Below are 23938 nucleotides of genomic sequence, written 5' to 3'. Positions count from 1 at the left end.
AAAAACTAATGCTCTTTTTTATTAGTGTTCATGCTGCAGGATTGTGGAATGGAGCATTTGCAGCTTCCATCCATCTGGAGTAAGAATGGCGGTGGCGCTTTCCAGCCAGTTCATTTCGTTTCTGATTTCATTATCCATTTTAAAAACAGCATTGTTATAATAAGCTACCCAGGCCATCTTATCCTGAATTTTAATTTCTATAAAATCCAACGAATTTATCCTTTCTGGCAGCAGCCCCTGTGCCCTGGCATTTTTCATGTAATTTTTGATCGTGTCGATATCCCAGATTTCCCCGTTTTCCAGAAGCAGAAAATCAGCAGTATAGTATTTTGAAAGTTTTGCCGTATCCATATCGGAAAAAATATCATCAAAGGAATTGGCAATTAGATTCCTTGTCTGCCTTTTATCTTCTTCTATAGAATTTTGTGCTGATACCGGCAGAATTAAGAAAAGTAGCAGTGAAATTTGTAAAATTTTCTTCATCTGTAGTATTTATCCGAAGGTATAAAAAGAATGGTATTTCAGGCTGTTCCAAGGCTTCCTTTTTTTAACTTTAAGATTGAAAAACTAAAAAACTTCAATTCTAAAACAGTAAATTATGCATATTAACCTTTCCAGGAAAAATGCCCTCGTGGGCGGCGGCAGTGACGGGATTGGCAAAGCCATTGCACAACAGCTTGCCGAAAGCGGCGCCAGCGCAACGGTTATGTCCCATAGTGAAGATAAACTGAAAGCCATTGTTGAGGCTTTTCCGACAGGTCAAGGGCAGAAACACCAAGTTCTGGTAGCCGATTTTAATGATTTTGAGGATTATAAACAGCAGATTACAGCCTATTTCGAAAAAAACACTGTGGATATACTGGTTAACAATACCCAGGGGCCTTCGGCGGGAACAGCGCTGGAAAAGGAGATTGAAGATTATCAGCAGGCTTTTGATCTCTTATTTAAGGTGAATGTTTTTACAACAGAACTGGCTTTAAAACATATGCGCAAACAGCAGTGGGGGCGGGTTATAAATGTAGCCTCCGTTTCAGTAAAAGAGCCCAAGCCAGACCTGGTACTCTCAAATACCCTGCGGGCGGCCCTGGTAACCTGGGCCAAAAGCCTTTCAAGGGAAGTGGGGCCAGATCAAATTACCGTAAACAGTGTACTTACCGGCTATTTTGATACACAGCGCCTTGTGAACCTGAACGCAAAAAAAGCCAAAGAACGGGGTGTTGACCAGGCTGAGATCCGGAAAGAAATGGAAGCTAAAGTACCCGTACGCCGTATAGGCAATCCTGAAGAATATGGTTATCTGGTAAGCTTTTTGGCCTCCGATAAAGCCGCATACATCAGTGGAACACAAATCCCCATAGATGGAGGAGCGTTGAAAGGGATGTAGTTTTGAAATAAAGAAGCCGCAAAAATAACATCAGCGGTGAATTCAGCATTAAAATGTGCCCTTATTTTATCTATCTTTAGTTTCCTTAAAAAACAGGAATTATGGAAATAGCTTTAGTGATCGGGTTGTTGATTGCGGCCATAATTCTTTTCGCCACAGAAAAATTTTCTGTTGATGTAGTCACTATCGGATTGCTCGTGATATTAAGCCTTAGCGGAATTTTAACTCCGGCTGAAGCTTTTGAAGGTTTCAGCAGTGATTTTATGATTATCCTGGCTTCAGTATTTGTAATTTCCGGTGCCTTATCTGAAACCGGCCTCCTGGATAAACTTGGTGCGACCCTTGTAAAACGTAGCAAAAGCAATACTTTGTTTATTGCCTATACCATGTTTATCACGGGAGCCTTTTCAGCATTTATGAACAACACCACAGTCACCGCTCTTGTAACAGGGCCGGTGGTGGGCATCTGCAGGAAGCTCAACATTAGCCCCTCAAAAGTTCTTATTCCTGTGGCCTATTCTTCTATTCTTGGGGGCACCTGTACACTTATTGGCACCTCAACTAATGTTGCTGTGAGCGGCTATATTGCCAGTGTGGGCATGGAAGCTCTCCATTTTTTTGAAATCTTCGGAATAGGAATCATCCTCTGTATTACCGGGATTACTTTTATCCTGCTCTTCTGGAAAAAAATCCTTCCGGACCATAAAGAAGGAAGTTATGCTGAAGAATATAAGATCAAGGAATATCTTTCAGAAATTGTAATCAGGGAAAATTCAGACCTGATTGGAGAACTTGCTTTTCAGTCTGAACTGGCAAAATGGGATGTAAGAATAATAAAAATCATTAGGAGCAAAGATGAATTAATCCCAAACCGCTTCACAAGACTCGAACTGAATGATATTTTGCTGGTGGAGTGCAAAATGGAAGACCTCATTAAAGTAAAAGAGGCTGTAGGACTGGAAGTGCTTGCCGATACAATTGCTACCGACATCCAAAGCGACAAGGTAAGGCTTATGGAGGTGCTGGTGACCCCCGGCTCCATTCTTGTGGATAAATCGCTGAAGGAGATAAGGTTCAGGCAGAATTACGACCTGGTGGTTCTTGGCATTCACCGGTTTGGAAGCACGGTCTCGCAAAAGATAGGCAGCTTAAAATTCAGGATTGGAGATGTGCTGCTGGTACAGGGCACCGAAGAATCTATAGAAGCCATGAAACATTCGGTAGATTTTTCGGTAATGGGCGATTTTAAGGTTAATATGTTCAAAGAGCGTAAGGGAATATTTTCTGCCCTGGCTTTTATTGTTGCCATAGCTGTCGCATCTTTTCAGCTGGTGCCCCTGTCTATTGCCTTTCTTACCGCGGCACTGTTAACTGTTGTGGTAGGCGCTATAAGCGTAGAGCGCGCATACGAGATCATGAACTGGAAACTGCTAATTCTAATAGGTGGCATGAGCGCTTTTGGCACTGCCATGCACAATTCCGGGGCTTCAGAATTCCTGGCCGTAAACATTATCGCCCTGCTGGGAGATTTTGGGGTGCGTTATGTTCTGGCGGGATTTGTGATTTTGGTGATCCTGCTTACCCAGCCTATGTCTAACGCCGCTGCCGCCCTTGTGGTGCTTCCTGTGGCCATAGAAGCTGCTCAGATTTTAAATACCGATCCGCGAACCTTCGCCATCGCCATCATGCTCGGGGCCTCTGTCTCCCTTATTACCCCATTTGAACCTTCCTGCATTCTGGTTTATGGCCCAGGGCGGTACCGGTTTATTGATTTTATAAAGGCAGGAGTTCCCCTAACCATTATATTGCTTCTAATTATCTTGCTGCTGGTGCCCATAATCTGGCCATTATAAAGTTATAATGAATCGTTTATAATTACAAAATTCAGCCGGGCTTCTGGAAAACTAATTTTTTCTAAGTACCTTTCTTTGCAGGTAGCGGACTGTGATATGCTGAAGAATTTACCGCAGTGCCACCTACCTCCTTCTATTGAATTATCATTTTTGGCATGAGAAAAGTAAGATTACACAACCCTTTTAAAACCAGGATTATTGATGAAAAGCTGATAAGGGAACATCTTGCCCTGGAACGCACAAAACTGGCAAACGAACGTACCGTCCTGTCTTACATTAGGGCATCGCTTTACCTGCTTATTGGCGGGCTGGCGCTTTTGCAAATAAAAGAATATGAGCACGTAAAATGGCTTGGTTACCTCTCCCTCTTTATTTGCGTGGTGTTTATAACCGTGGGTATTTCGCGTTATATTGCGCTGGAAAGAAAACTCAATAAACTTCTTAAACCTGAAAGACGGGAAAAAGAAGAAGCAGAGCGTGAATAGGCGTTAAGATAAATGTTGCAGGCTTTTACCCATTATTTTCTTCATTTTATTGCCATAGGGGCAATTGCTTATCTATACGATAAAGAAAACTGGAAAAATAACTGGATGATCTTAATCGCGACGATGCTCGTGGATTTAGACCATGTTTTTGCCAATCCGGTTTTTGATGCAGAACGTTGCGGCATTGGATACCATCCAATGCATACAGCACCGGCGATTATACTTTATCTACTGGGTGTATTATTTGCAAAAAACCAACTGCTGAAATTAATTTTCATCGGATTGCTATTCCATATGTTTACCGATTTTACCCACTGCCTCTGGACGTTCTCCAAATGCGGGGAATGTTATTATTCTTCTGAAATCTTCAAATGGGTTCAGCAATTATCCTTAAATAACCAGCTGTTAAACATTTTCCAAAGTATCTGATCTTTCATCCCCATTTCAGGATAATTTCCTAACTTTTAGAGAAATGTATTTCCTGTAACGGCATATTCCGCAGGAAAAATTAATAAGGAGGAATTTTAAATTATAGCAGATGAAGAGTGATTCAAAAGTTTTTTCGGTTCTGGCAAATGCAGGGGGCGTTTTGGGCAAAAGCCTTATCGCGGGCTTTGCAGGCACCGTGGCCATTACAATATCGCAAATGATCGAGATGCAGATCACTAAGAGAAATATGAGCAATGCACCCGTTATCGTGGGCGGTAAAACGCTGGGCGTGGAACCCCGTAAAAAAGCGGTAGAAGAAAAAGAGAAAGCAAATTCCCAAGAGGATAAAGCTTCAGAAAAAGTACAGCAGCAGGTAGCGCAGAATAAAGAAAAATTCTCCCAAATCATGCATTTTGGTTATGGGACCGGGTGGGGTGTGTTCCGTGGAGCTTTAGATGTGGCAGGGCTGCGCGGCCCAATTGCCAGTGCCGCTCATTTTGGGGCTATCTGGGGTACCGCGCAGGTAATGCTGCCAACAGTTGCAGGCAGCAAACCCATCAATAAATGGCCGGCGGGGCAAATTGCCATAGATGTTCTTCACCATTCTGTTTATGCTTTTGCAGCAGGCGCGGTTTACGATGGAATGCGTAGGGCAGAAAGCACCTCTTCAGAAAAGAAGAGTAAATTTTGCCTCAGCAAAATTTTCAGGTGCTCATAGTGTCGCTGCTTTAATTAGTGGTATTCACGCTGGAAACCTCATCGAGCACAGCGGCTATTTGTTCTATTTCGGGAGCGGTAGCCGGCAAATTGTGGCGATCTGCCAAAAACGCGGGATCGTTATAAGAAATGTTTGTTATGCCCTCTTCATCTTCCCACACCAATATCTTTTGTGGTACGTCCAGAGCCAGAGTCGGCGAATCCTGCATTAAAGGTGTACCCAGCTGTGGCATCCCAAATATTACCAGCTTTGTAGGCCTTAAAATATTTTCACTTTCCTGAACCGGGGAATAATCCTGAAAATTTATTTCGGTTAAAATAGTCACATTTTCATAAGCACCTAACTTTCTCCTTACAGCGGAATAGGTTGCATCGAAAGCCTGTGTACTTTTCTTGCTAATAATCCCCTGCCCCTGTTCCACAAGAAGGTCGGCCGCAGTGCGTACCTCAGCCCGCGTGGCGGCATTGGCAAGGTTTTTAAGCAGTACCGCTGTATGTTGAAGGGGTTCTGCCTGCTCTAAGCCGTAGCGGGAAGAGAGATACGGGACAGTGTTGTAAACCGCGAAAACTTCAGAATTCACATTCTGGTAGAACAGCATTCGTTGCGGCAGGTCCAGGCCGGCCAACTGATTTTCCTGTAGCAGGGGAATCATCATCCCCGGGCTTCCAAAGAACAACAACCGGCTTGGATTGAGCACCCGTCCCAGGGCAATGGCGTTAGCGGCATGATTGATTTCAAGAAAAATTTCCAGGCTGTCTTCTTCATTTACAGCAGCCATAAATGCGGAATAGGTATTATTGAAGTCTACATTACTGGCAGAATATCTCGCGCCCGTAACTTTAACTACTTCCGAAGAATAAAGCACATCCCCCGGATCGTCATCGGTACAGGAAATATTTATCACTAAAAGTAAAAGAAGAAAAAATTTTTTCATTGAAGACAGGTTTGCGGCGGTAATTTAATCCTTATCCCGCAGGCGGTAAAAATTTTATACCAAATTTTATGCCCCGGGAAAAGCACTAAATAATTTTAAAAAAAGGAAGCCTTGTGAGCTAAGTGAAAAAGGAATAATTTATTTCAAAACTATTATCTTTGCCCCGCTGTTTTAATCGCAGCAGCACTAAACCACCCTAAATTTTACTTTATGCATGTAGCCATCGCCGGAAACATTGGAGCGGGAAAAACAACCCTTACTAAATTACTTGCCAAACATTACAAATGGGAACCGCAGTTTGAAGATGTTCTGGAAAACCCGTACCTGGAAGATTTTTATAACAAGATGGAACGATGGTCTTTTAACCTGCAGATTTATTTTTTAAACAGCAGGTTCAGGCAAATCCTCCAGATTAGGGAAAGCGGCAGAGACATTATTCAGGACAGGACCATTTATGAGGATGCGCACATTTTTGCTCCAAACCTGCACGCGATGGGATTGATGCCCAACAGGGATTTTGAGAATTACAAATCGCTTTTCGATCTTATGGAAAGCGTGGTGCAGGGGCCGGACCTGCTTATTTACCTAAGAAGCAGTATTCCCAACCTGGTTGCCCAAATCCAGAAGCGCGGCAGGGACTACGAAAATTCAATTTCCATAGATTACCTTAGCAGGCTTAATGAGCGTTATGAGGCCTGGGTGCATGATTATAATAAGGGCAATTTGTTGATAATTGACGTTGATAATATTAACTTCGTAGAAAATCCTGAAGACCTAGGAGATATTATTAACAGGATTGATGGAGAATTACACGGATTATTTTAAAAAATTGCAGTTATGGAATCTACAAAATTAAAAAGGCCCAGGCATAAAGGTTCGCCCAAATTGTTTGATAACCCTATTCTTGAAAAACTAACCCATACCCATATTTCATTGCCGCTTATCATTTTCTCGGTAATCGCGGCCGCTCTTATTTACTACGGAATTATCGAAAAAGGTTTTGAAGCACCTATGATGATACTTCTTTTTGCCGCAGGATTGTTCTTTTTCACTTTTGTGGAATACATCATGCACAGGTATTTGTACCACATCCCGGCCACCAGTGAACGGAAAAAGAAAATTTCATATACCATGCACGGGGTTCACCATGATTACCCGAAGGATAAATCCAGGCTGGCTATGCCACCGCTGTTAAGCCTGATTATCGCCACCGTGCTTTTTATTATTTACAGGGCAGTACTTGGCGACTATGTGTTCGGGTTCCTGGCAGGATTTCTTATAGGCTACGCGGCCTACCTGGCGGTACATTATTCGGTACACGCCTTTAAAGTGCCCAATAACTTCTTGAAAACCCTGTGGCATCACCATAGCATTCACCACTATCGTGAACCAGACCGGGCATTCGGAGTATCTTCGGCGCTGTGGGACCATATTTTCAGGACGATGCCCCGTAAATCCCCAATGGCTAAAAGAGCATCTGTGGGAACAAGTATTGATGATTAGCAAATTAAAACGAACTATAAAAAATTAAAATTTAACCCTGAAGCTGTACTTCAGGGTAAAATTTTTTCTGGAAGCTGCTCATTTACAGCTATAACTTTTTCCTGGTACTGCTGTATTTGTTCAGAGAAGTCTTTTTCAGGCTCATCAAATAAACAGCTTACTGAATAAACCCGTTTTCACGCGCATGTTTTAGCGCTTCTTCTGAAGAATCTGCCAGTAATACGGGAGTGGAATCAAAATTATCGATAAGGCTTCGTACCTTTTCCATTCTTCCTTCGTGCTTTACGCTCCTTAGGTAAATAGCCAGGATTCTGTCTGAATACTGCGCGGCGATTTCAGTATAAATGGAGGCGTCATGCTCGCCGCTGTCGCCAATCAGGATAAATTTAAGGTCTGGATAAGCTTTTAAAATGTTGGTGATCTCTTTTTGCTTATGGGGTTTTTCCGGTTTTGTTGCAGCGTCAAAAGGGCTGCGGAAATCCCTTAGCAGGATAGCACCTTTAGGAAAATTGTTGTGATCGAGAAAAAGCTTAAGGTATTCATATAAATTCCAGGGGCTGTTGCTAAGGTAAAACATGGGATTCCTGTTCTTCCCGCTCTTGCCGGCCTGCAGCTTTTGGTACAAAGCGGGAGCGCCTTTTAACGGAATTCTTTTATAAGCGTTGGTGAGCAGGGAATTTTTCAGCAGGCGCCATTTCAGGAAGGAAGTTACACCGGTATGCAAAATGGTGTCATCAATATCGCTTATCACCCCAAACTCGGCGTCTACCGGTGGCACCAGAAATTCGCCCTGGAAATGGCCTTCCAAGAGCTCTGTTCCGGGATCCAGTTTTTCCCGGTAATGCAGCTGGTAAGGGATCCATCCTTCATTGGAAGAATGTTCAGCCAGGTTATTCTCCAGGGTTTTATCAAATAAAAAATAGCCTTCAGAATTGGTTTTAGCAGATAATTTTACCTTTCCCGGCAAAACCAGTTCAATTTTGGCATCGGGGATTTCAAAACTGTCAAACTGCTTCCAGGTATTCTTTATAGTCCTGAAGGTAGATTGCTCCTGCACAATATTTAGCGGTTCATTATCCAGCGCCCGGCCTTTTACATATAATCTTGAATAAGTACCGTAGCTGCGGTAAGGCACCAGCAAAACCTGGTCGTAATTCCTGTACCTTCCCAGCAGTTTTTTTAAACGTTTCAGCATTAAGTATACTCCTTTTTAAGTGTTAAGCCTTTCCAGGACTTCTCCCATATCTATCCCCTTCCCCAGGACACCTGTAAAAAGGTCCCCCTCCTTTTCTATCCTCTCCGGCATATTTTTAATATTAAAATCTGATATTTTCAAGCCTTTCCTCACTTCTTCCCACCGCAGCGGCGCCGACACCGTTGCCCCTTTCTTAGGCCGTGCGCAATAGGGTGCAGCCAGGGTTTGCCCTTTCCTGTTCTGTAGAAAATCAAGATAAATTTTGCCTTTCCTGCTTTTTACCGCCCGCTCCATACTGGTTAATTTGCCAGTTTTCTCCTGAACAAAATAGCACAGTAATTTTGTAAAATCCCGGGCCTCTTCGTAGCTATACTCCCCGTCTAATGGAATGTAAATGTGCATCCCGCTGGAACCGGAAGTTTTGCAAAAGCCTTCGATCTTAGCTTTATCCAGTACTTCCTTTACCGCCTGTGCCACTTCAATCACCTCTTCAAAAGTATTCTTATCGGTCGGGTCTATATCAATTACCGTATAATCGGGGTTTTCAAGATTCCCCACCCTGGAATTCCAGGGGTTAATTTCTATACATCCCAAATTTGCCATATAGAGCAGAGTAGCTTCATTCTGGCAAAGCATGTATTCAATATCACGGTTATTGTGCTTAGAATAAATTTTTACCGTTTCCACCCAGTCTGCCAGCAGTCCTTCATTGTCTTTTTGGTAAAACCCGGTATGATGAATCCCGTTGGGATGCCGGTGCAAATTTTGAGGCCGGTCCTTTAGGTACGGCATCATATATTCAGAAACCTGCAAATAATAGTCTACAAGGTCATATTTCCTGAAACCACTTTCCGGCCAGTATATCTTTTCAAGGTTTGTAAAAGATACCGGTATTCCTCCAATTTCCAGCTGATTGGCACCCACTTCTGTTTCTGAAGCTTCGCCGGGAGTGGCCGTTTTTTCTTCTTTATGCACCTCGGTAATATTCTTGTCCTGCCGCAGGCCTTTATATGAAGGGTGCCTCATATTGCCGCTTTTGGTCCATTCAGAAAATTTGATTTCGCATATAAGCTCTGGCCTCACCCATACCGGTTTACGCCCTTTGAGATTTATCTTTTTTTCAAACGGGTTTTCTTCAGTTTCCAGTGTTTTCATCTGCGCCAACAGCTCTTTCTGTTCAGCATGGGAAAAGCCGGTACCGCAGTTTCCTATATACTTCAATTTGTTATTTTCGAGCATCCCCAGGATCAGGGACCTGAAAACAGAGCTGTCCTTGTCAGATTCTGTATATCCGCAAATAATAGCTTCCTGGCTTTCCATAGCTTTAATCTTCAGCCAGTGCTCTGTCCTGTATCCCGGCGCATAAGTAGAATCTGCCTTTTTCGCGATTACGCCTTCCATACCCGCATCTACGGCCTTTTTGTAAAAAGCACTGCCCATGCCTTCCATATGGTCGCAGTAGAGGCTAAGGCTGGTTTCTTCCAGTACGTCTGGAATAAGGCTTTTCCTCTCCAAAAGCGGCAGTTCCAGCATGCTGTGTCCATTAAGATAGAGCATATCAAAAACATAAAACCGTAAAGCGCCTTTGGTGCTGCTATCATAATTCTGCAATTCCTGGAAGAGCGGAACACCGTTTTTGTCAAGAACCACCACCTCTCCATCTAAAATCACGTCCTGCTGTATTTGTTCCAGGTCCTTTACCAGGTTAGGAAATTTTGAATTATATGAAATCCCGTTGCGGGAATGGATCCTCACATTGCCGTTATCGATATTTGCGATTAGACGGTAGCCGTCCCATTTAAGCTCATATATCCATCCGGGATCATTAAAAATTTCTTTTGTGGCAGTGGCCAGCATTGGCCGTACGGGATCTTCAGGGTTTAATTTTCTTATTTTGGGCTTCTTTTTTTCTTCGGAAGGGGCATACACCTCGGCATCATAAACAAGATCTGTAGAAAAATCATCTTTTTTTTTAATGAGCAGCCATTGGTTGCCTTCGCCGCGGCGGGTATGCACCAATGCAAATTCTCCCTTTACCCTCTTTCCCGAAAATTTGATTTTCAGGTTGCCCTTTTCAAGCTGTTCCAGGAGGTCTTTATTTCCTGCAGCTTCTGCGGAAACATATTCGCCTTCATCCCAAATGCTCATTTCCCCCGCGCCATAATTTCCTTTGGGAATGGTACCGTGAAAATTAAGATATTTAATTGGATGGTCTTCTGTTTGAATGGCCAGGCGCTTATCGGAAGGATTCATGGAAGGGCCTTTGGGAACCGCCCAGCTTTTAAGAACCCCATCCATTTCAAGGCGTAAATCGTAATGTAGCCTTGTAGCTTTATGCCGCTGAATTACAAACCGGCCGCGGTTTTCATTGCTTATTTCGCCACCAGGCTCGGGAGTTTTAGAGAAATCCCGTTTTCGTATATAATCTTCAAGACTCATATCTTAAGACGCCTTGCCTTTTTTCTTTTTCTCGAGACTGGCTTTTAACTGAGACATAAGATCTTTGGCAGGGGTGGGTTTGCTTTCAAATTCTTCAGGCTGCACAGTTTTTCCTGCAGATTTGGATTCAATAATCTTCAGGAGCTGATCGTTATACACATCCTTGAATTTTTCAAAACTAAACTCACTGGTATACTGCTCAATAAGGGAAATAGCCATATCTACTTCCTTTTTTTTAATCTTCGTATCAGGTAATTTCAGGTCTGACGGGTCCCTGATTTCATCTGCAAAGCGAATAACGTGTAAAACCAAAGCATCTTTATATACCCCAACCAGGCTAAGGTGCTCCTTCTGGCGCATCACAAATGTCGCCACGCCCAATTTTTCGGTTTTTTTTAAAGCATCCCGCAGCAGGTTGTAAGATTTTCCCCCTTCCTTTTGCGGCTCCAGGAAATACGGTTTTTTAAAGAGCACGTCTGCAACTTCTTCTTCATCGATAAACTCTTCAATATCTATGGTTTTGCTTTTTTTAAGGTTGGCGCTTTCAAAATCTTCCTTTTCCAGCACCACATAACCCTCCTCCTTTTTAAAGCCTTTTACAATATCTTTCCATTCCACTTCCTTGCCCGTAGCTTCATTTACCCTTTTATACCTGATGCGGGAATGGTCATGCCTGTCCAGCATATCCAGGTCCAGCTTTCGCTCTTCTGAACCAGAATATAACTTTACCGGAATAGAAACCAGGCCAAAACTGATAGAGCCGTTCCAAATAGATCTCATTTTCTCTACTAATGATTGCGCAAAGCGTTGATTAATTCTTTCTTGCTCATGTCACTTCTGCCTTCTATGCCCACTTTTTTGGCTTCTTCATAAAGATCTTCTTTCGTCCTTTCTTCATATTTATCTGCCTTGCCTCCTTTTTTGCCGGAGTTGGGATCGTTAGCAATACGGGCAGCTTTGCTTTTGCTCATACCTTTATCGCGCAATTCCTCATATTGCTTATCATTCTTGATCTGTGGTCCATGATTTTTAGCCATAACAGAAATATTTAAGTTATTGGATTGTCTCTTAAAGCTACAATAAATGAAGAATTTATATTAGTTATCGCTGTTGATTAACGCTGATTTAACTTCATAACAAGCCAGGTTGATTCACAACTTTTTGAATGACTATTACTGTTAATTATAATTTCTTCTTCAGCATAACTAAATTAAAGTTAAAAGTCTCATAAATCAAAAATCTGATATTATGAATTATTAAATTTATATAGATGTTTTTTATTAAAAATGAATTTAAAGCGGAAAATATTAACGATTGAATTGCTTGAGGAGCTTCGGAGTAAAAACTTCGAAAGCCTCATGTTGTATCAAAATGCCGGGATGCGGAATAAGAAGCTGATGCTTAAAAATTTCTTTTTCAGATTATCAAAACAAAAGGAACAGTGTCTTCGGGAAATGGAGAAGCTTATAAAAGAACTCCAAAAACAGGTATATGAAATTGGCAAAAGCAACATTCCCGACTTTAAAAGTCCTAAAAAAACCCGTTCCACACTACCTCCATTTTACCTGCCAACAAAAGACGATCTTCAGAACTGCCTGGTAACAGAGAAGAACACATTAGATAATTATATTTCCTGCCTTTCAAAAATCAATGATGGCAGGATTCGGGAAACTTTGATGTGCCATCGCCATAAGATAAAAGAAATGCTGCTTGAAATGAACATTATGGGAGCCAACAAATATCCTGTATAAGAATTTTTTCCAGTTCATTACTGAATACTATCCAATCAACTTCTAAAAAGAAAAGCTTTTCCCATTCCGCCACAAAACTTCGGAAAAGGAAAAACTTTCTTCAGAAGAAATTCATTTTTATTTCTTTTCAGTAGCGCCTTCCCTGGAATGTTGCACATCCAGGCCTACTTTTTTATCACGCAATTCATCTGGCACCTGTTTGCCCATGGCACCTTTTGAAATGGTAATTCCCCCATCTACCGAGTAAATAGAGCCGGTAACAAACGAAGCCTCATCTGAAGCAAGGAAGCAGTACACATTGGCAATTTCTTCCACTGTTCCACGGCGGCCCATGGGAGTGGCATTTACCATCATCTCTTCCATTTGCTCGTCCATTGGCCCCTGTTCCTTATGCGTCCAGGCGGTATCTACAGCCCCGGGAGCCACAACATTTGCCCGCACGCCATTTTTGGCCTGCTCTCCGGCGATTCCTTTTATAAAGGAGTGCACAAAACCTTTTGTGCCGCCATACACGGCCACCTGCGGGATTCCCAGCAAACCTGCCTCAGAACCTGCAGCGACTATACAGCCCTTCGTTTTTTGCAGTTCCGGCAATGCGTGCTTGGTGAACAGGAAAGTCGTACGAATATTATTCTTTACAAGGTTATCAAAAGCATCCACAGAAAATTCATCTGCCGTATTCGCTTCAGGAAAAACCCCGGCATTATTGATAAGGATATCCAGTTTTTGCCATTTATCAATAAGCGTTTTAATGGCTTCCTTTACATTTTCTTCGGAAGAAATATCTTTTGAAAAGCCTATTGCTTCCCCTTCATTATTGTTGATTTCTTCCACCACCTGATCTACCGGATTGTCCGGAAGACCAATAATGAGAACTTTTGCGCCTTCCCGGCTGAATTTTTTCGCTATGGCCTCTCCTATTCCTGTGGCACCTCCGGTTATTATAGCGGTCTTTCCCTGCAATCTTCCCATAATATGTATGTTTTTTTAATTGGTTAATAATTTCATTTGAAATTACAACATCATATTTGCAAAAAAGCAGGTAAGAACATGATTATAATAAGTTTAGCATGCTTTAATGTGGTTTTAACCTTTAAAATGTTTTCCGCAGAAAAACGGAAAAGAAGATTTAGAAATGCCAGTTTTCCGGCCAGAGGAAAATGGTTAGCAACCCAACTGCTATCGAGATCCCGAAGGTAAGGGCAAGCCATTTTACAATTTTGCCCGTCCCAATAACCATAGCCATAATTCCTTTAAAGAGGAGGTTGGCCAAAGAGGCCAGCAAAATGAGCTTCCATCCCAGACTGGTGGATACCCCTCCTCCTTTTATCATTTTAGACATAGAAAGCGTAATGGCATCTACATCTGTAAGTCCGCTAATTATCGCCACAATATAAAGCCCCTGGTTCCCGAATTGTTCCTTGGCGAATGCCACCAGCAGCAGGATGAGCCCATATAACAGCCCAAAGACGAGGGCAGCTTTAAATTGCGCCGGATTTTCGGGCTCGGGCAATTCTCCTGCGTCTTTGTCTTTTTTAATTGTATAGAAAAGCCATACGCACATAAGGCACATTACCACGAAATTAAAAGCGATGGGCATAGCCAGTTTTGGCAATTCTGCAGGCGCAACTACAGATATCTCGATTAAAACCCTGGCCAGGGCAATTGCCGAGGCTGTGGTAATCACGAATACCGCTACCCGGGCAATATCTGGCGCCTGTTTTTGTTTTCGTGCAAAGCTTACCGTTGTGGCGGTGCTGCTTATGAGTCCGCCCAGGATCCCATTGGAAATCACGCCGGAATCTTTACCCACAAATTTGTAGATAAAGTATCCCACAACGCTAAGGCCAACAATAAAAACCACCATTAACCAGATGTTATGAGGGTTGAGAACATCATACGGGCCGTAAGTCTGGTCTGGTAGGATTGGCAGAATAATAAGGGAAATTCCCGCGAGGGTCATAATTGCAGAAACATCGGAATCTTTAAGTTTATCTATAAAATTGTGAAGGTGGGATTTGGCATAAAGCAGCATGGTTAGCAATCCGCCTGCCACCACACCGAGCACCCGGTTTCCCAACACCAGGTAGGCGCCAATGGCAAACATCAGCAAAATGGCGACTTCAGTTGTTTTGCCGGGATCCTTTTGATCTTCTTTACTTCTTCCGCCGGTATATACCAGGGCCACAAGGGATATTCCCAGGGCGGGCAGTATAAATTCATTTTGCATATCGCGGGTAAGAAAGCCCGCCACAGCACCAAAAATAGAGATGATGCTAAAAGTGCGCACCCCTGCGATGGCCTGGTTGGAATGCTCGCGCTGCAAGCCTACAAGCATTCCCAATCCTAAGGCAATTCCTAAAGTAGTTAAATCGTCATAGTTCATATGAGCCTTAAAATAATCAATCCCGGCACTGCAGGATATCTTCTTAAAAGGAAATTAACAATTTTAAGTTACTATTGCCTGATGAACCCTTCATTGCTACTGTTTTCAACTTTAGAAACTTTTGCCTGTTCTTCCCGCACTTTTTCAGCATCGGTGGTATGGCCTCCTAAAATTGGCGCCAGCACCAATCCTATAAGGCAGGTAAGTTTTATTAGAATATTCATGGATGGCCCCGAGGTATCCTTAAAAGGATCTCCTACTGTATCTCCGGTAACTGCCGCCTTATGGGCATCAGAACCTTTGTAGGTCATCTCCCCGTTAATCATCACCCCGGCTTCAAAAGATTTCTTCGCATTATCCCATGCCCCGCCGGCATTGTTCTGAAAAATCGCCCACAACACACCACTAACGGTAACCCCGGCCATATACCCGCCCAGCATTTCAGCAATCAGCACTTTTTCATAGCCAAAGAGCATGGGCAAAAGGGCGATTGCAATAGGAAAACCAATGGTAAGTACTCCCGGCAACAGCATTTCCCTAAGGGCCGCATTGGTAGAGATTTCAACACATTTATCGTATTGCGGTTTTGCCGTCCCTTCCAGGATTCCAGGAATTTCCTTAAACTGCCTGCGTACCTCGTTTACCATTTGCATGGCGGCCTTCCCCACAGAACTCATAGCCAGGGCCGAGAAAACCACCGGCACCATCCCGCCCACAAAAAGCATGGCCAGCACTGGCGCCTTAAAAATATTTATCCCGTCTATTCCGGTAAAAGTAACGTATACCGCGAAAAGCGCCAGGGACGTTAGCGCTGCCGAGGCAATGGCAAATCCCTTCCCGGTAGCCGCTGTGGTATTTCCTACGGAATCCAGAATATCGGTTCGCTCCCTTACCTCTGCGGGAAGTTCGCTCATTTCTGCAATCCCGCCGGCATTATCAGAAATAGGGCCAAAAGCATCAATGGCCAGTTGCATGGCCGTGGTAGCCATCATTGCTGAAGCTGCCAAAGCCACTCCGTAAAAACCGGCAAAAGCATAGGAAGCCCAAATGGCGATAGCAAAAAGTAATACTGAAGAAAATGTGGAAATCATTCCGGTAGAAAGCCCGGCGATAATATTGGTTGCCGCGCCTGTGCTGGAATTTTGTACAATAGAAAGCACCGGTTTCTTACCCAGGCCTGTATAATATTCGGTTACTGCAGAAATAATTCCTCCTACGCCAATTCCCACCAGGGTAGCATAAAAAACCCGCATGGAAGAAATATTCACAAATTCAAAACCTTCTCGGCCACCTACAAAAAAACCCATTTTCATGGTATTCTCCGGCAACATCCAGCGCACCAGGAAAAAACTTGTTATGGCAACCAGGGCTATGGAAACCCAGTTCCCGATATTCAGCGCCTTCTGCACTTCATTTTCTTTGGCATTATTATCTTTTATTTTCACCAGCAGGGTACCTATTATGGAAATAATGATCCCGGCACCGGCGATGGCCACCGGCAGAAGTATAGGTCCAATTCCGCCGAAACCTTCAGCAACAATATCGCCGCCCATATCTTCAATAATATAATTTCCAAGCACCATGGCAGCCAAAACGGTGGCAACATAACTCCCGAATAAATCGGCACCCATTCCTGCCACGTCTCCCACGTTGTCTCCCACATTATCTGCTATGGTGGCGGGGTTACGCGGGTCGTCTTCAGGAATACCGGCTTCTACTTTTCCCACCAGGTCGGCACCAACATCGGCAGCCTTGGTATAGATACCGCCCCCAACGCGGGCAAAAAGCGCTATGGATTCAGCTCCAAGGGAAAAACCGGCGAGGGTTTCAAGGACTACGGTCATGTCTAAAGTATTGGTCCACTCGCCGCCCATAAAATAATAGAAGAAAATGATAAAAAACAGGCTCAGGCCCAACACTGCAAGGCCGGCAACACCAAGACCCATAACCGTTCCGCCCCCAAAAGATATCTTTAAAGCCCTTGGGAGACTACTTCTTGCAGCCTGGGTAGTGCGTACGTTGGTTTGGGTGGCGATCTTCATGCCCATATTTCCGGCCAGAGCCGAAAAAAATGCCCCAAAAATAAAGGACACGATAATTAGCCAGTGCGTAGTGGGCACCACGAAAGCTATTAAAGCTAAGGCAAGACTGGCCCCAATAACAAAGAAAGTGAGCAGTTTGTATTCTGCTTTCAGGAAGGCAAGCGCCCCTTCATAAATATGCGACGAAATATCTTTCATCTTTCCGTCGCCGGAGTCCTGTTTCATTACCCAGGACCTTTTGGACCACATGTAAAGCAGCCCAAGAACTGCCATTACAGCAGGCATGTAAATCATTATTGATTCCATAGATTAGTAATTGCGAGTTAATTACAGCTAATGTAGTAAATCAATAATAATTAAAAAAGCAATAACTTTTTTAGGTTATTGCTTTTAATTTATTAATCAATTGAGGTTATTTTTGCGATTATATCCCAAATCGACTCTTATCCCCGTCATAATTCTCAAAACGTTCAACGCATTGCCTTATGATCTCACGTGCCTCTGTTGCGTCTCCAAAATCACCGGTATCAACTTTTTTCTTTTCAAGGTCTTTATAAACCTTAAAGAAATGCTCTATCTCCTTCAACATATGGCCGTTCAACTCCTTTAAATCATTTAACCTGTTCCAGATAGGATCAGAAACCGGCACACAGATTATTTTCTCATCAGGTCCCTTTTCATCTGCCATGTGGAAAACCCCGATAGGTTTTACCTCCATTACAATTCCCGGAAAAGTGGGCTCAGAAACCAAAACCAGCACGTCCAGCGGATCGCTGTCCTGCGCAAGGGTATTGGGGATAAAGCCGTAATCTGCAGGGTACATCATGGAAGAAAAGATCATACGGTCGTAACGCACCTTCTTCAGATCAAAATCATATTCATATTTGTTTCTACTCCCCTTCGGGATCTCTATCAATACGTCAAAAGTTTCAGACATTTTATTTATTTTTCTATTTTTTAAGGGCAACAAATATAAGTAATTCCCACTTTAAAAACTGTTATTAAAAATGTAAACCCATAGAAGCTGTAAGCGCAAAGGACCTGGCATCCAGATTATGAAAATAACATTATGCTGCCAATGACCCTTATTGAGTAAGAGTCCCTGCCTCCTTTTCCACTATACATCCCTCATATTAACAAAAAAACTTCACCGGTTAAGATGAAGTTTTTTAATAAATATAATTAAGCGCCTATTTGTAAAGCACCTTTTTTACAGCTTTAATCACGTCTTCACTGCCAGGCAACCATTCCTGAAGGAGTACCGGCGAGTATGGCGCAGGGGTATCTGCAGTGTTAATCTTAATTATTGGAGCATCAAGATAATCAAAAGCTTTTTCCTGAACTTGATAAGTGATTTCAGTAGAAATGTTACCAAAAGGCCATGATTCTTCAAGGATTACCAAACGGTTTGTTTTCTTCACAGATTCGATAATGGTCTCGTGATCCATCGGGCGAATAGTCCTTAAATCAATAATTTCACAGGAAATATCGTCTTTTTCCAATTCTTCAGCCGCTTTATAAGCCTCTTTTATAATCTTTCCGAAGGAAACAATAGTTACATCTGTACCTTCTCTTTTAATATCGGCTTTGCCAATTTCAATTACATATTCCTCTTCGGGCACTTCTCCTTTGTCCCCATACATCTGCTCACTTTCCATAAAAATTACCGGGTCGTCATCGCGGATAGCTGCTTTAAGCAAACCTTTGGCATCGTAAGGATTAGAAGGAACAATAACTTTTAAACCAGGGCAATTGGCATACCAGCTTTCAAAAGCCTGGGAGTGCGTTGCGCCAAGTTGGCCTGCAGAAGCCGTTGGCCCGCGAAACACGATAGGAATATTAAACTGGCCACCACTCATCTGGCGCATTTTGGCCGCATTATTAATAATCTGGTCAATTCCAACCAGTGAGAAGTTAAAAGTCATAAATTCAATAATCGGGCGGTTACCGTTCATTGCACTTCCCACTCCAATTCCGGAGAAACCAAGCTCAGAAATAGGGGTATCAATTATACGTTCAGGACCAAACTCATCCAGCATACCTTTGGACGCTTTATAGGCACCGTTATATTCGGCCACCTCTTCCCCCATCAGGTAAATCGAGTCGTCTTTGCGCATCTCTTCGCTCATTGCCTGCTGAACGGCTTCCCTAAATTGAATTGTCTTCATTATAGTGTATTATAATTATTTTAAAATCTTGCGAGAACAAAAATAGTAATTCAATAAAGTTTTCACCACAATCGGCGAACAAAAATTTAGCAGTTTTCACCATGGCGCCTGTAAAAGGATATGCAAAACTAAAATTACCGGCCTGGCAAGAGCTTTTTAGTCAATTTAATCCGCGAAATCGCCTAACAATTCAGTCTTCAGATTTAACAAATTTTATTATGCATGCATAGTACTTTCGAATTAAATTATGTACCTTCGTAATTGAACGATTTACTATAAAACGACCTTATATATGAAAATTTTAGTATGTATTAGCCACGTACCTGATACTACCTCAAAAATTAATTTTACTGAAGGCGATACCAAATTCGACACCAACGGTGTGCAGTTTGTGATCAATCCCAACGATGAATTTGGCCTTACGCGTGCCATGTGGTTCAAGGAAAAGCAGGGAGCAACTGTAGATGTTGTAAATGTGGGAGGTGCAGAGACCGAGCCTACGCTTAGAAAAGCTCTTGCTATAGGTGCCGATAGCGCCATAAGGGTGAACACTGCCCCCACAGATAGCTTCCAGGTAGCCAAAGAACTGGCGAATGTGGCTAAAGAAGGGAATTACGATCTTATAATTGCCGGCCGTGAATCTATAGACTATAATGGCGGGATGGTTCCCGGAATGTTAGCAACGTTATTAGGAGCAAATTTTGTAACTAACTGTATCGGTTTGGAGATTGAAGGAGATAAGGCCACTGCCATCAGAGAGATCGATGGCGGAAAAGAAACCCTTACGGCCGCCCTTCCTCTTGTAATTGGAGGGCAAAAAGGCCTTGTGGAAGAGAGCGACCTGAAAATTCCCAATATGAGGGGGATCATGCAGGCCCGTAAAAAACCACTTAATGTAGTGGAACCAACACAACCGGAAACAAGGACAGAAGCGGTTAAATATGAAAAACCAGCTCCAAAAGGCGAAGTAAAACTTATTGATCCTGAAAATTTGGATGAGCTGATAGACCTGCTTCATAACGAAGCCAAAGCAATCTAAAAACATCAGGAAAGATTAAATTATTAATTTGATTTTCGCTTTCGCGGAAATGCCAAAACACAAAATCAATGTCAGTTTTAGTATATATAGAATCAGAAGAAGGAAAATTTAAAAAGGCCTCTTTTGAAGTTGCTTCATATGCCAAAGAAGTTGCCGGTATGATGGGCACTTCAGTAACCGCTGTTACTTTTAATGCGCCCGAATCTGCAGAACTGGGCAGCTACGGAATTGAAAAAGTGCTGAATATCAAAAACGAAAAATTAAATAAATTTAACGCTGAAGCTTATGCCGATGCGATAAAACAGGCTGCGGAAAAGGAAAGCAGTAAAGTTATTGTGCTTTCCCAAAGCGCGAACAGCCGTTACCTGGCACCAGTTCTGGCTGTGCAATTAGAAGCCGGCTACGCTTCCAATGTAGTAGCCTTACCTGAAAGCACCGAACCTTTCACGGTAAAACGCAATGCTTTTACCATGAAGGCCTTCAATTTCACTAAAATCACTACCGATGTAAAAATTATTGGTCTGGCGAAAAACGCCTTTGGAGTAAAAGAACAGCAGGCAGAAGCTACAGTTGAAGAATTCAGCCCCAGCCTTTCTGAGGAAGACTTTTCTGTAAATGTTGAATCTGTAGATAAAGCCACCAATAAAGTGACTATCGCAGATGCCGAAATTGTGGTTTCCGGAGGACGCGGTTTAAAAGGTCCCGAGAACTGGGGAATGATAGAAGAAATGGCCGAAATTCTTGGTGCAGCAACAGCCTGTTCCAAACCTGTGAGTGATATGGGATGGAGGCCGCACAGCGAGCACGTGGGCCAGACAGGAAAGCCGGTTGCTTCCAACCTTTATATCGCCGTGGGAATTTCAGGAGCAATACAACATCTTGCGGGAATCAACGCCGCCAAAACCAAAGTGGTTATTAACAACGATCCTGAGGCTCCGTTTTTTAAGGCTGCAGATTATGGGATTGTGGGCGATGCTTTTGAAATCGTTCCCAGGCTCAACGAAAAATTGAAGGAATTTAAAGATAAAAACGCATAATTTTTATAACTTGTGCCCCATTAAAAGGGCTGTCTAATGTCCTTATTTAGACAGCCTTTTTCAATTTTTGGAATATGAGTTTAGTGCGCCTTAACATTAAAGGAATTTCTTACAGTCAAACGCAGAATGGAGCTTACGCTTTAATACTTAGCGAATTAGACGGAGAAAGAAAACTTCCTATTGTTATTGGGGCTTTTGAGGCACAATCTATTGCCATAGCCCTTGAAAAAGAAATAAAACCTCCCAGACCGCTTACCCACGATTTGTTCAGAAATTTTGCCGACAGGTTTAAAATTGTGGTTAAACAGGTAATTATTCATAAGCTTGTAGACGGTGTTTTTTATTCCAGTCTTATCTGCGAACGTGATAAAACTGAAGAAATTATAGATGCGAGGACCAGCGATGCCATTGCTTTGGCATTAAGGTTTGACGCGCCTATTTTCACCTACAAGAACATCCTGGATAAAGCTGGTATTTTCCTGAAAGGAGAAGAACCACAAAGAAAGGAGCCTGCAGGAAAGGAAGAGGAAGAAATTATCGCCGAAGAACTACTGTCTGACGATATAGAAATAAAGGCTGATGACACTAATTACAAAAAGCTGTCACTGTCTGAACTCAAGGATTTATTATCCCAGGCCGTACATAATGAAGATTATGAAAAAGCGGCACGCATAAGGGACGAAATTTCAAAAAGAAAGTAAATCCCAATGCCATTTAAGTGCTTGTTTAGTAATAGGCTCACAAAAACCACCATAGTGGAGCCTGAAAATTCCCTGTTTTAGATGAATAAAATCTGGTACTGTCTGTTTTTAATTGTTTTTGGAATAAGCACCGCTTCCTCACAAAGCATCTCTAAAAGCTGGCAATTTCAACCCAATACGGAAGATTCCCTACAAAATCCCTTAACCGCTTTTTCTTCTGAAAATGTTTTGAACCTTTCAGAAGGGCGCTTCAGCATAACCAGGCAGGCTTCCCAGGACACTCTTGCTACAGGAGAATATATCTACCAGAATAACAATCTGGTGTTTTTTTACAGCACGCCTAAAGACACTATTAGAAACTTTAGGGTTTCCGGCCTTTCAGAAGGGGAAATGGGACTTACCGAAGGCAGTAACGTTTATGCCTTCCAGGAATATTCAGAAACAATAAAAGAAGCAGTCCCGGCAGAAATCGCCAAAGAAATGGTACCCAGCGAAGGCATCTCCTTTACAAGTGTTGCCCGTGGCGCACTTGGTATGCTGGTTCTCCTTCTTATAGCGTTCCTTTTTAGCAGCAACCGCAAAGCCATCAACTGGCGAACCATATTAATTGGCCTGGGCGCCCAGCTTTTACTGGCCATTGGGGTATTAAAAATCACCTTTATCCAAAAAATATTTGAATTTGTAGGAAGTATTTTTGTACTGATCCTCGATTTTACCGCTGCGGGAAGCGAATTCCTGCTAGGCGGAATGATGGATGTGGAAAGCTTCGGGTTTATTTTCCTGTTCCAGGTACTTCCCACAATTATCTTCTTTTCCGCCCTTACCTCCGTACTTTTCTATCTTGGAATTATTCAGATTGTGGTACGTGGAATGGCGTGGGTGCTCACCAAACTTATGGGAATTTCTGGAGCGGAAAGCCTTAACGTTGCCGGAAACATCTTTCTTGGCCAGACAGAAGCTCCCCTTATGATTAAAGCATACCTGGAAAAAATGACCAGGTCTGAAATTTTATTGGTTATGATAGGCGGAATGGCTACCGTTGCCGGTGGGGTACTCGCTGCCTATATTGGCTTTCTCGGCGGTGACGACCCGGCTTTAAGATTGCAATTTGCCAAACACCTCCTTGCTGCATCAGTGATGGCCGCTCCGGGAGCTATTGTGGTCTCTAAAATTTTATATCCGCAGCAGGAGCCTATAGACTCCAGCGTAGATGTTTCTTCAGAAAAGATCGGCTCCAATATTCTTGATGCCATTGCCAATGGTACTACTGAAGGTTTAAAACTTGCCGCGAATGTGGCTGCCATGTTACTGGTATTTATCGCTTTTATTGCGATGATCAACTATGTTCTTGGACGTGTGGGAGGCTGGACCCATATCAATATGTTAATGGCAGAATACACCCCCTATTCAAAGTTTTCTATTGAATCTGTACTCGGGCTGATTTTCGCGCCCTTAATGTGGATTATTGGCGTGGCCAAAGAAGACATGATGCTTATGGGCCAACTTCTGGGAATTAAGCTCGCTGCTAGCGAATTTGTAGGTTATGTACAGCTGGCAGATTTAAAGAATCCCGCCAACGCCCTTAGCCTTACTTATGAAAAATCTGTGATAATGGCGACTTATATGCTCTGCGGCTTTGCCAATTTTGCCTCTATTGGGATACAGATTGGAGGAATTGGCTCCCTGGCACCGGGGCAACGAAAAACGCTTTCGGAATTTGGAATGAAGGCGCTTATTGGCGGCACCCTGGCCTCACTGCTTTCTGCCACAATCGCAGGAATGATATTGGGATAATTTTCTTCAAATTTTTTAAGAAGGTAAAATTTCGATTACCGGAGCTGTTTTCTATTTTAGCTGAAATCTCCAAACATCTT

Annotated in this window: 23 protein-coding genes; 12 read left to right on the top strand and 11 right to left on the bottom strand. The window is 42.8% G+C overall.

The genetic code is table 11. The features are described 5' to 3' along the window. Positions 1-21 precede the first annotated feature (21 nt). Positions 22-483 carry a DUF4440 domain-containing protein gene (locus RM553_RS01560; protein WP_311533221.1) on the bottom strand — a complete coding sequence of 154 codons (462 nt, stop codon included), beginning with the start codon at positions 481-483 and terminating at the stop codon, positions 22-24. Between the two features lie 115 nt (positions 484-598). On the opposite strand from RM553_RS01560, the gene RM553_RS01555 reads away from it, so the two are divergent. The 5 genes from RM553_RS01555 (at position 599) to RM553_RS01535 (ending at position 4869) form a co-directional block, all read left to right on the top strand. Next, complete coding sequence (locus RM553_RS01555; RefSeq protein WP_311533220.1) at positions 599-1384, top strand: SDR family oxidoreductase; 786 nt, start codon at positions 599-601, stop codon at positions 1382-1384. Positions 1385-1485: 101 nt separating this feature from the next. After that, entirely contained in the window at positions 1486-3237 is a 1752-nt protein-coding gene (locus RM553_RS01550) for an SLC13 family permease (protein ID WP_311533219.1), read from the top strand. A 155-nt stretch (positions 3238-3392) separates the two neighbouring features. Then, a complete protein-coding gene (locus tag RM553_RS01545) occupies positions 3393-3722 on the top strand; it encodes a DUF202 domain-containing protein (RefSeq protein ID WP_311533218.1) in 330 nt (109 codons plus the stop codon). 12 nt (positions 3723-3734) lie between these two features. Further along, positions 3735-4151, top strand: a complete 417-nt coding sequence (locus RM553_RS01540) for a DUF6122 family protein (RefSeq protein ID WP_311533217.1) — start codon at positions 3735-3737, stop codon at positions 4149-4151. Between the two features lie 109 nt (positions 4152-4260). After that, entirely contained in the window at positions 4261-4869 is a 609-nt protein-coding gene (locus tag RM553_RS01535) for a hypothetical protein (protein WP_311533215.1), read from the top strand. A gap of 10 nt (positions 4870-4879) precedes the next feature. Here the strand turns inward: RM553_RS01535 and RM553_RS01530 are convergent, their stop codons facing one another. Further along, entirely contained in the window at positions 4880-5803 is a 924-nt protein-coding gene (locus tag RM553_RS01530; protein WP_311533213.1) for a DUF302 domain-containing protein, read from the bottom strand. Positions 5804-6013: 210 nt separating this feature from the next. On the opposite strand from RM553_RS01530, the gene RM553_RS01525 reads away from it, so the two are divergent. Together RM553_RS01525 and RM553_RS01520 are read left to right on the top strand one after the other, a co-directional pair. Next, positions 6014-6628, top strand: coding sequence for a deoxynucleoside kinase (locus tag RM553_RS01525; RefSeq protein WP_311533212.1), 615 nt, complete (start codon positions 6014-6016; stop codon positions 6626-6628). 12 nt (positions 6629-6640) lie between these two features. Next, positions 6641-7306 carry a sterol desaturase family protein gene (locus RM553_RS01520; RefSeq protein ID WP_311533210.1) on the top strand — a complete coding sequence of 222 codons (666 nt, stop codon included), beginning with the start codon at positions 6641-6643 and terminating at the stop codon, positions 7304-7306. A 157-nt stretch (positions 7307-7463) separates the two neighbouring features. Here RM553_RS01520 and RM553_RS01515 read toward each other — a convergent pair whose 3' ends face one another. The 4 genes from RM553_RS01515 to RM553_RS01500 are packed head-to-tail and all read right to left on the bottom strand — an operon-like array spanning position 7464 to position 11977. Next, complete coding sequence (locus RM553_RS01515; RefSeq protein WP_311533208.1) at positions 7464-8501, bottom strand: App1 family protein phosphatidate phosphatase; 1038 nt, start codon at positions 8499-8501, stop codon at positions 7464-7466. Between the two features lie 15 nt (positions 8502-8516). Then, a complete protein-coding gene (ligD, locus tag RM553_RS01510; protein ID WP_311533206.1) occupies positions 8517-10940 on the bottom strand; it encodes a DNA ligase D in 2424 nt (807 codons plus the stop codon). 3 nt (positions 10941-10943) lie between these two features. Continuing rightward, entirely contained in the window at positions 10944-11720 is a 777-nt protein-coding gene (gene ku, locus RM553_RS01505) for a non-homologous end joining protein Ku (RefSeq protein ID WP_311533204.1), read from the bottom strand. Positions 11721-11728: 8 nt separating this feature from the next. After that, complete coding sequence (locus RM553_RS01500) at positions 11729-11977, bottom strand: DUF7218 family protein (protein ID WP_311533202.1); 249 nt, start codon at positions 11975-11977, stop codon at positions 11729-11731. A gap of 249 nt (positions 11978-12226) precedes the next feature. Between RM553_RS01500 and RM553_RS01495 the strand changes: the two genes are divergently transcribed. Continuing rightward, positions 12227-12691 (top strand): hypothetical protein, encoded by a 465-nt coding sequence (locus RM553_RS01495; protein ID WP_311533200.1) that lies wholly within the window; start codon positions 12227-12229, stop codon positions 12689-12691. Positions 12692-12808: 117 nt separating this feature from the next. Here the strand turns inward: RM553_RS01495 and RM553_RS01490 are convergent, their stop codons facing one another. The 5 genes from RM553_RS01490 to RM553_RS01470 all read right to left on the bottom strand — a co-directional run bounded on the left by RM553_RS01490 (position 12809) and on the right by RM553_RS01470 (position 19287). Beyond that, on the bottom strand, positions 12809-13663 hold the full coding sequence (locus RM553_RS01490; RefSeq protein WP_311533198.1) for an SDR family NAD(P)-dependent oxidoreductase: 855 nt from the start codon (positions 13661-13663) through the stop codon (positions 12809-12811). Positions 13664-13820: 157 nt separating this feature from the next. Continuing rightward, positions 13821-15077 carry an MgtC/SapB family protein gene (locus RM553_RS01485; RefSeq protein ID WP_311533196.1) on the bottom strand — a complete coding sequence of 419 codons (1257 nt, stop codon included), beginning with the start codon at positions 15075-15077 and terminating at the stop codon, positions 13821-13823. A gap of 71 nt (positions 15078-15148) precedes the next feature. Next, complete coding sequence (locus RM553_RS01480; protein WP_311533194.1) at positions 15149-17425, bottom strand: sodium-translocating pyrophosphatase; 2277 nt, start codon at positions 17423-17425, stop codon at positions 15149-15151. Positions 17426-17543: 118 nt separating this feature from the next. Continuing rightward, complete coding sequence (locus RM553_RS01475; protein WP_311533193.1) at positions 17544-18056, bottom strand: inorganic diphosphatase; 513 nt, start codon at positions 18054-18056, stop codon at positions 17544-17546. Positions 18057-18309: 253 nt separating this feature from the next. Further along, positions 18310-19287, bottom strand: coding sequence for a pyruvate dehydrogenase complex E1 component subunit beta (locus tag RM553_RS01470; RefSeq protein ID WP_311533192.1), 978 nt, complete (start codon positions 19285-19287; stop codon positions 18310-18312). A gap of 292 nt (positions 19288-19579) precedes the next feature. Between RM553_RS01470 and RM553_RS01465 the strand changes: the two genes are divergently transcribed. From RM553_RS01465 to RM553_RS01450, 4 genes are all read left to right on the top strand, one after another. Continuing rightward, the gene (locus tag RM553_RS01465; protein ID WP_311533190.1) at positions 19580-20326 is read left to right on the top strand and encodes an electron transfer flavoprotein subunit beta/FixA family protein; all 747 of its coding nucleotides are present in this window, start codon (positions 19580-19582) and stop codon (positions 20324-20326) included. 68 nt (positions 20327-20394) lie between these two features. Continuing rightward, complete coding sequence (locus RM553_RS01460; RefSeq protein ID WP_311533188.1) at positions 20395-21363, top strand: electron transfer flavoprotein subunit alpha/FixB family protein; 969 nt, start codon at positions 20395-20397, stop codon at positions 21361-21363. Between the two features lie 74 nt (positions 21364-21437). Continuing rightward, the gene (locus RM553_RS01455; protein ID WP_311533186.1) at positions 21438-22064 is read left to right on the top strand and encodes a bifunctional nuclease family protein; all 627 of its coding nucleotides are present in this window, start codon (positions 21438-21440) and stop codon (positions 22062-22064) included. A gap of 81 nt (positions 22065-22145) precedes the next feature. Next, positions 22146-23858 carry a NupC/NupG family nucleoside CNT transporter gene (locus RM553_RS01450; protein ID WP_311533184.1) on the top strand — a complete coding sequence of 571 codons (1713 nt, stop codon included), beginning with the start codon at positions 22146-22148 and terminating at the stop codon, positions 23856-23858. The last annotated feature ends 80 nt before the right edge of the window (positions 23859-23938 follow it).

The organism is Autumnicola tepida, from assembly GCF_031846485.1.
In the GTDB taxonomy this organism is placed as follows: Bacteria; Bacteroidota; Bacteroidia; order Flavobacteriales; family Flavobacteriaceae; genus Autumnicola; species Autumnicola tepida.
The sequence above is the reverse complement of the archived record's forward strand: the minus strand, read 5'-3'. Positions and strand labels throughout refer to the sequence as shown.

Bases quoted from the DNA above. Each gene is read 5' to 3' on its own strand.
- RM553_RS01560 (WP_311533221.1), bottom strand. From the start codon at position 483: ATGAAGAAAATTTTACAAATTTCACTGCTACTTTTCTTAATTCTGCCG.
- RM553_RS01555 (WP_311533220.1), top strand. From the start codon at position 599: ATGCATATTAACCTTTCCAGGAAAAATGCCCTCGTGGGCGGCGGCAGT.
- RM553_RS01550 (WP_311533219.1), top strand. From the start codon at position 1,486: ATGGAAATAGCTTTAGTGATCGGGTTGTTGATTGCGGCCATAATTCTT.
- RM553_RS01545 (WP_311533218.1), top strand. From the start codon at position 3,393: ATGAGAAAAGTAAGATTACACAACCCTTTTAAAACCAGGATTATTGAT.
- RM553_RS01540 (WP_311533217.1), top strand. From the start codon at position 3,735: ATGTTGCAGGCTTTTACCCATTATTTTCTTCATTTTATTGCCATAGGG.
- RM553_RS01535 (WP_311533215.1), top strand. From the start codon at position 4,261: ATGAAGAGTGATTCAAAAGTTTTTTCGGTTCTGGCAAATGCAGGGGGC.
- RM553_RS01530 (WP_311533213.1), bottom strand. From the start codon at position 5,803: ATGAAAAAATTTTTTCTTCTTTTACTTTTAGTGATAAATATTTCCTGT.
- RM553_RS01525 (WP_311533212.1), top strand. From the start codon at position 6,014: ATGCATGTAGCCATCGCCGGAAACATTGGAGCGGGAAAAACAACCCTT.
- RM553_RS01520 (WP_311533210.1), top strand. From the start codon at position 6,641: ATGGAATCTACAAAATTAAAAAGGCCCAGGCATAAAGGTTCGCCCAAA.
- RM553_RS01515 (WP_311533208.1), bottom strand. From the start codon at position 8,501: ATGCTGAAACGTTTAAAAAAACTGCTGGGAAGGTACAGGAATTACGAC.
- ligD (WP_311533206.1), bottom strand. From the start codon at position 10,940: ATGAGTCTTGAAGATTATATACGAAAACGGGATTTCTCTAAAACTCCC.
- ku (WP_311533204.1), bottom strand. From the start codon at position 11,720: ATGAGATCTATTTGGAACGGCTCTATCAGTTTTGGCCTGGTTTCTATT.
- RM553_RS01500 (WP_311533202.1), bottom strand. From the start codon at position 11,977: ATGGCTAAAAATCATGGACCACAGATCAAGAATGATAAGCAATATGAG.
- RM553_RS01495 (WP_311533200.1), top strand. From the start codon at position 12,227: ATGAATTTAAAGCGGAAAATATTAACGATTGAATTGCTTGAGGAGCTT.
- RM553_RS01490 (WP_311533198.1), bottom strand. From the start codon at position 13,663: ATGGGAAGATTGCAGGGAAAGACCGCTATAATAACCGGAGGTGCCACA.
- RM553_RS01485 (WP_311533196.1), bottom strand. From the start codon at position 15,077: ATGAACTATGACGATTTAACTACTTTAGGAATTGCCTTAGGATTGGGA.
- RM553_RS01480 (WP_311533194.1), bottom strand. From the start codon at position 17,425: ATGGAATCAATAATGATTTACATGCCTGCTGTAATGGCAGTTCTTGGG.
- RM553_RS01475 (WP_311533193.1), bottom strand. From the start codon at position 18,056: ATGTCTGAAACTTTTGACGTATTGATAGAGATCCCGAAGGGGAGTAGA.
- RM553_RS01470 (WP_311533192.1), bottom strand. From the start codon at position 19,287: ATGAAGACAATTCAATTTAGGGAAGCCGTTCAGCAGGCAATGAGCGAA.
- RM553_RS01465 (WP_311533190.1), top strand. From the start codon at position 19,580: ATGAAAATTTTAGTATGTATTAGCCACGTACCTGATACTACCTCAAAA.
- RM553_RS01460 (WP_311533188.1), top strand. From the start codon at position 20,395: ATGTCAGTTTTAGTATATATAGAATCAGAAGAAGGAAAATTTAAAAAG.
- RM553_RS01455 (WP_311533186.1), top strand. From the start codon at position 21,438: ATGAGTTTAGTGCGCCTTAACATTAAAGGAATTTCTTACAGTCAAACG.
- RM553_RS01450 (WP_311533184.1), top strand. From the start codon at position 22,146: ATGAATAAAATCTGGTACTGTCTGTTTTTAATTGTTTTTGGAATAAGC.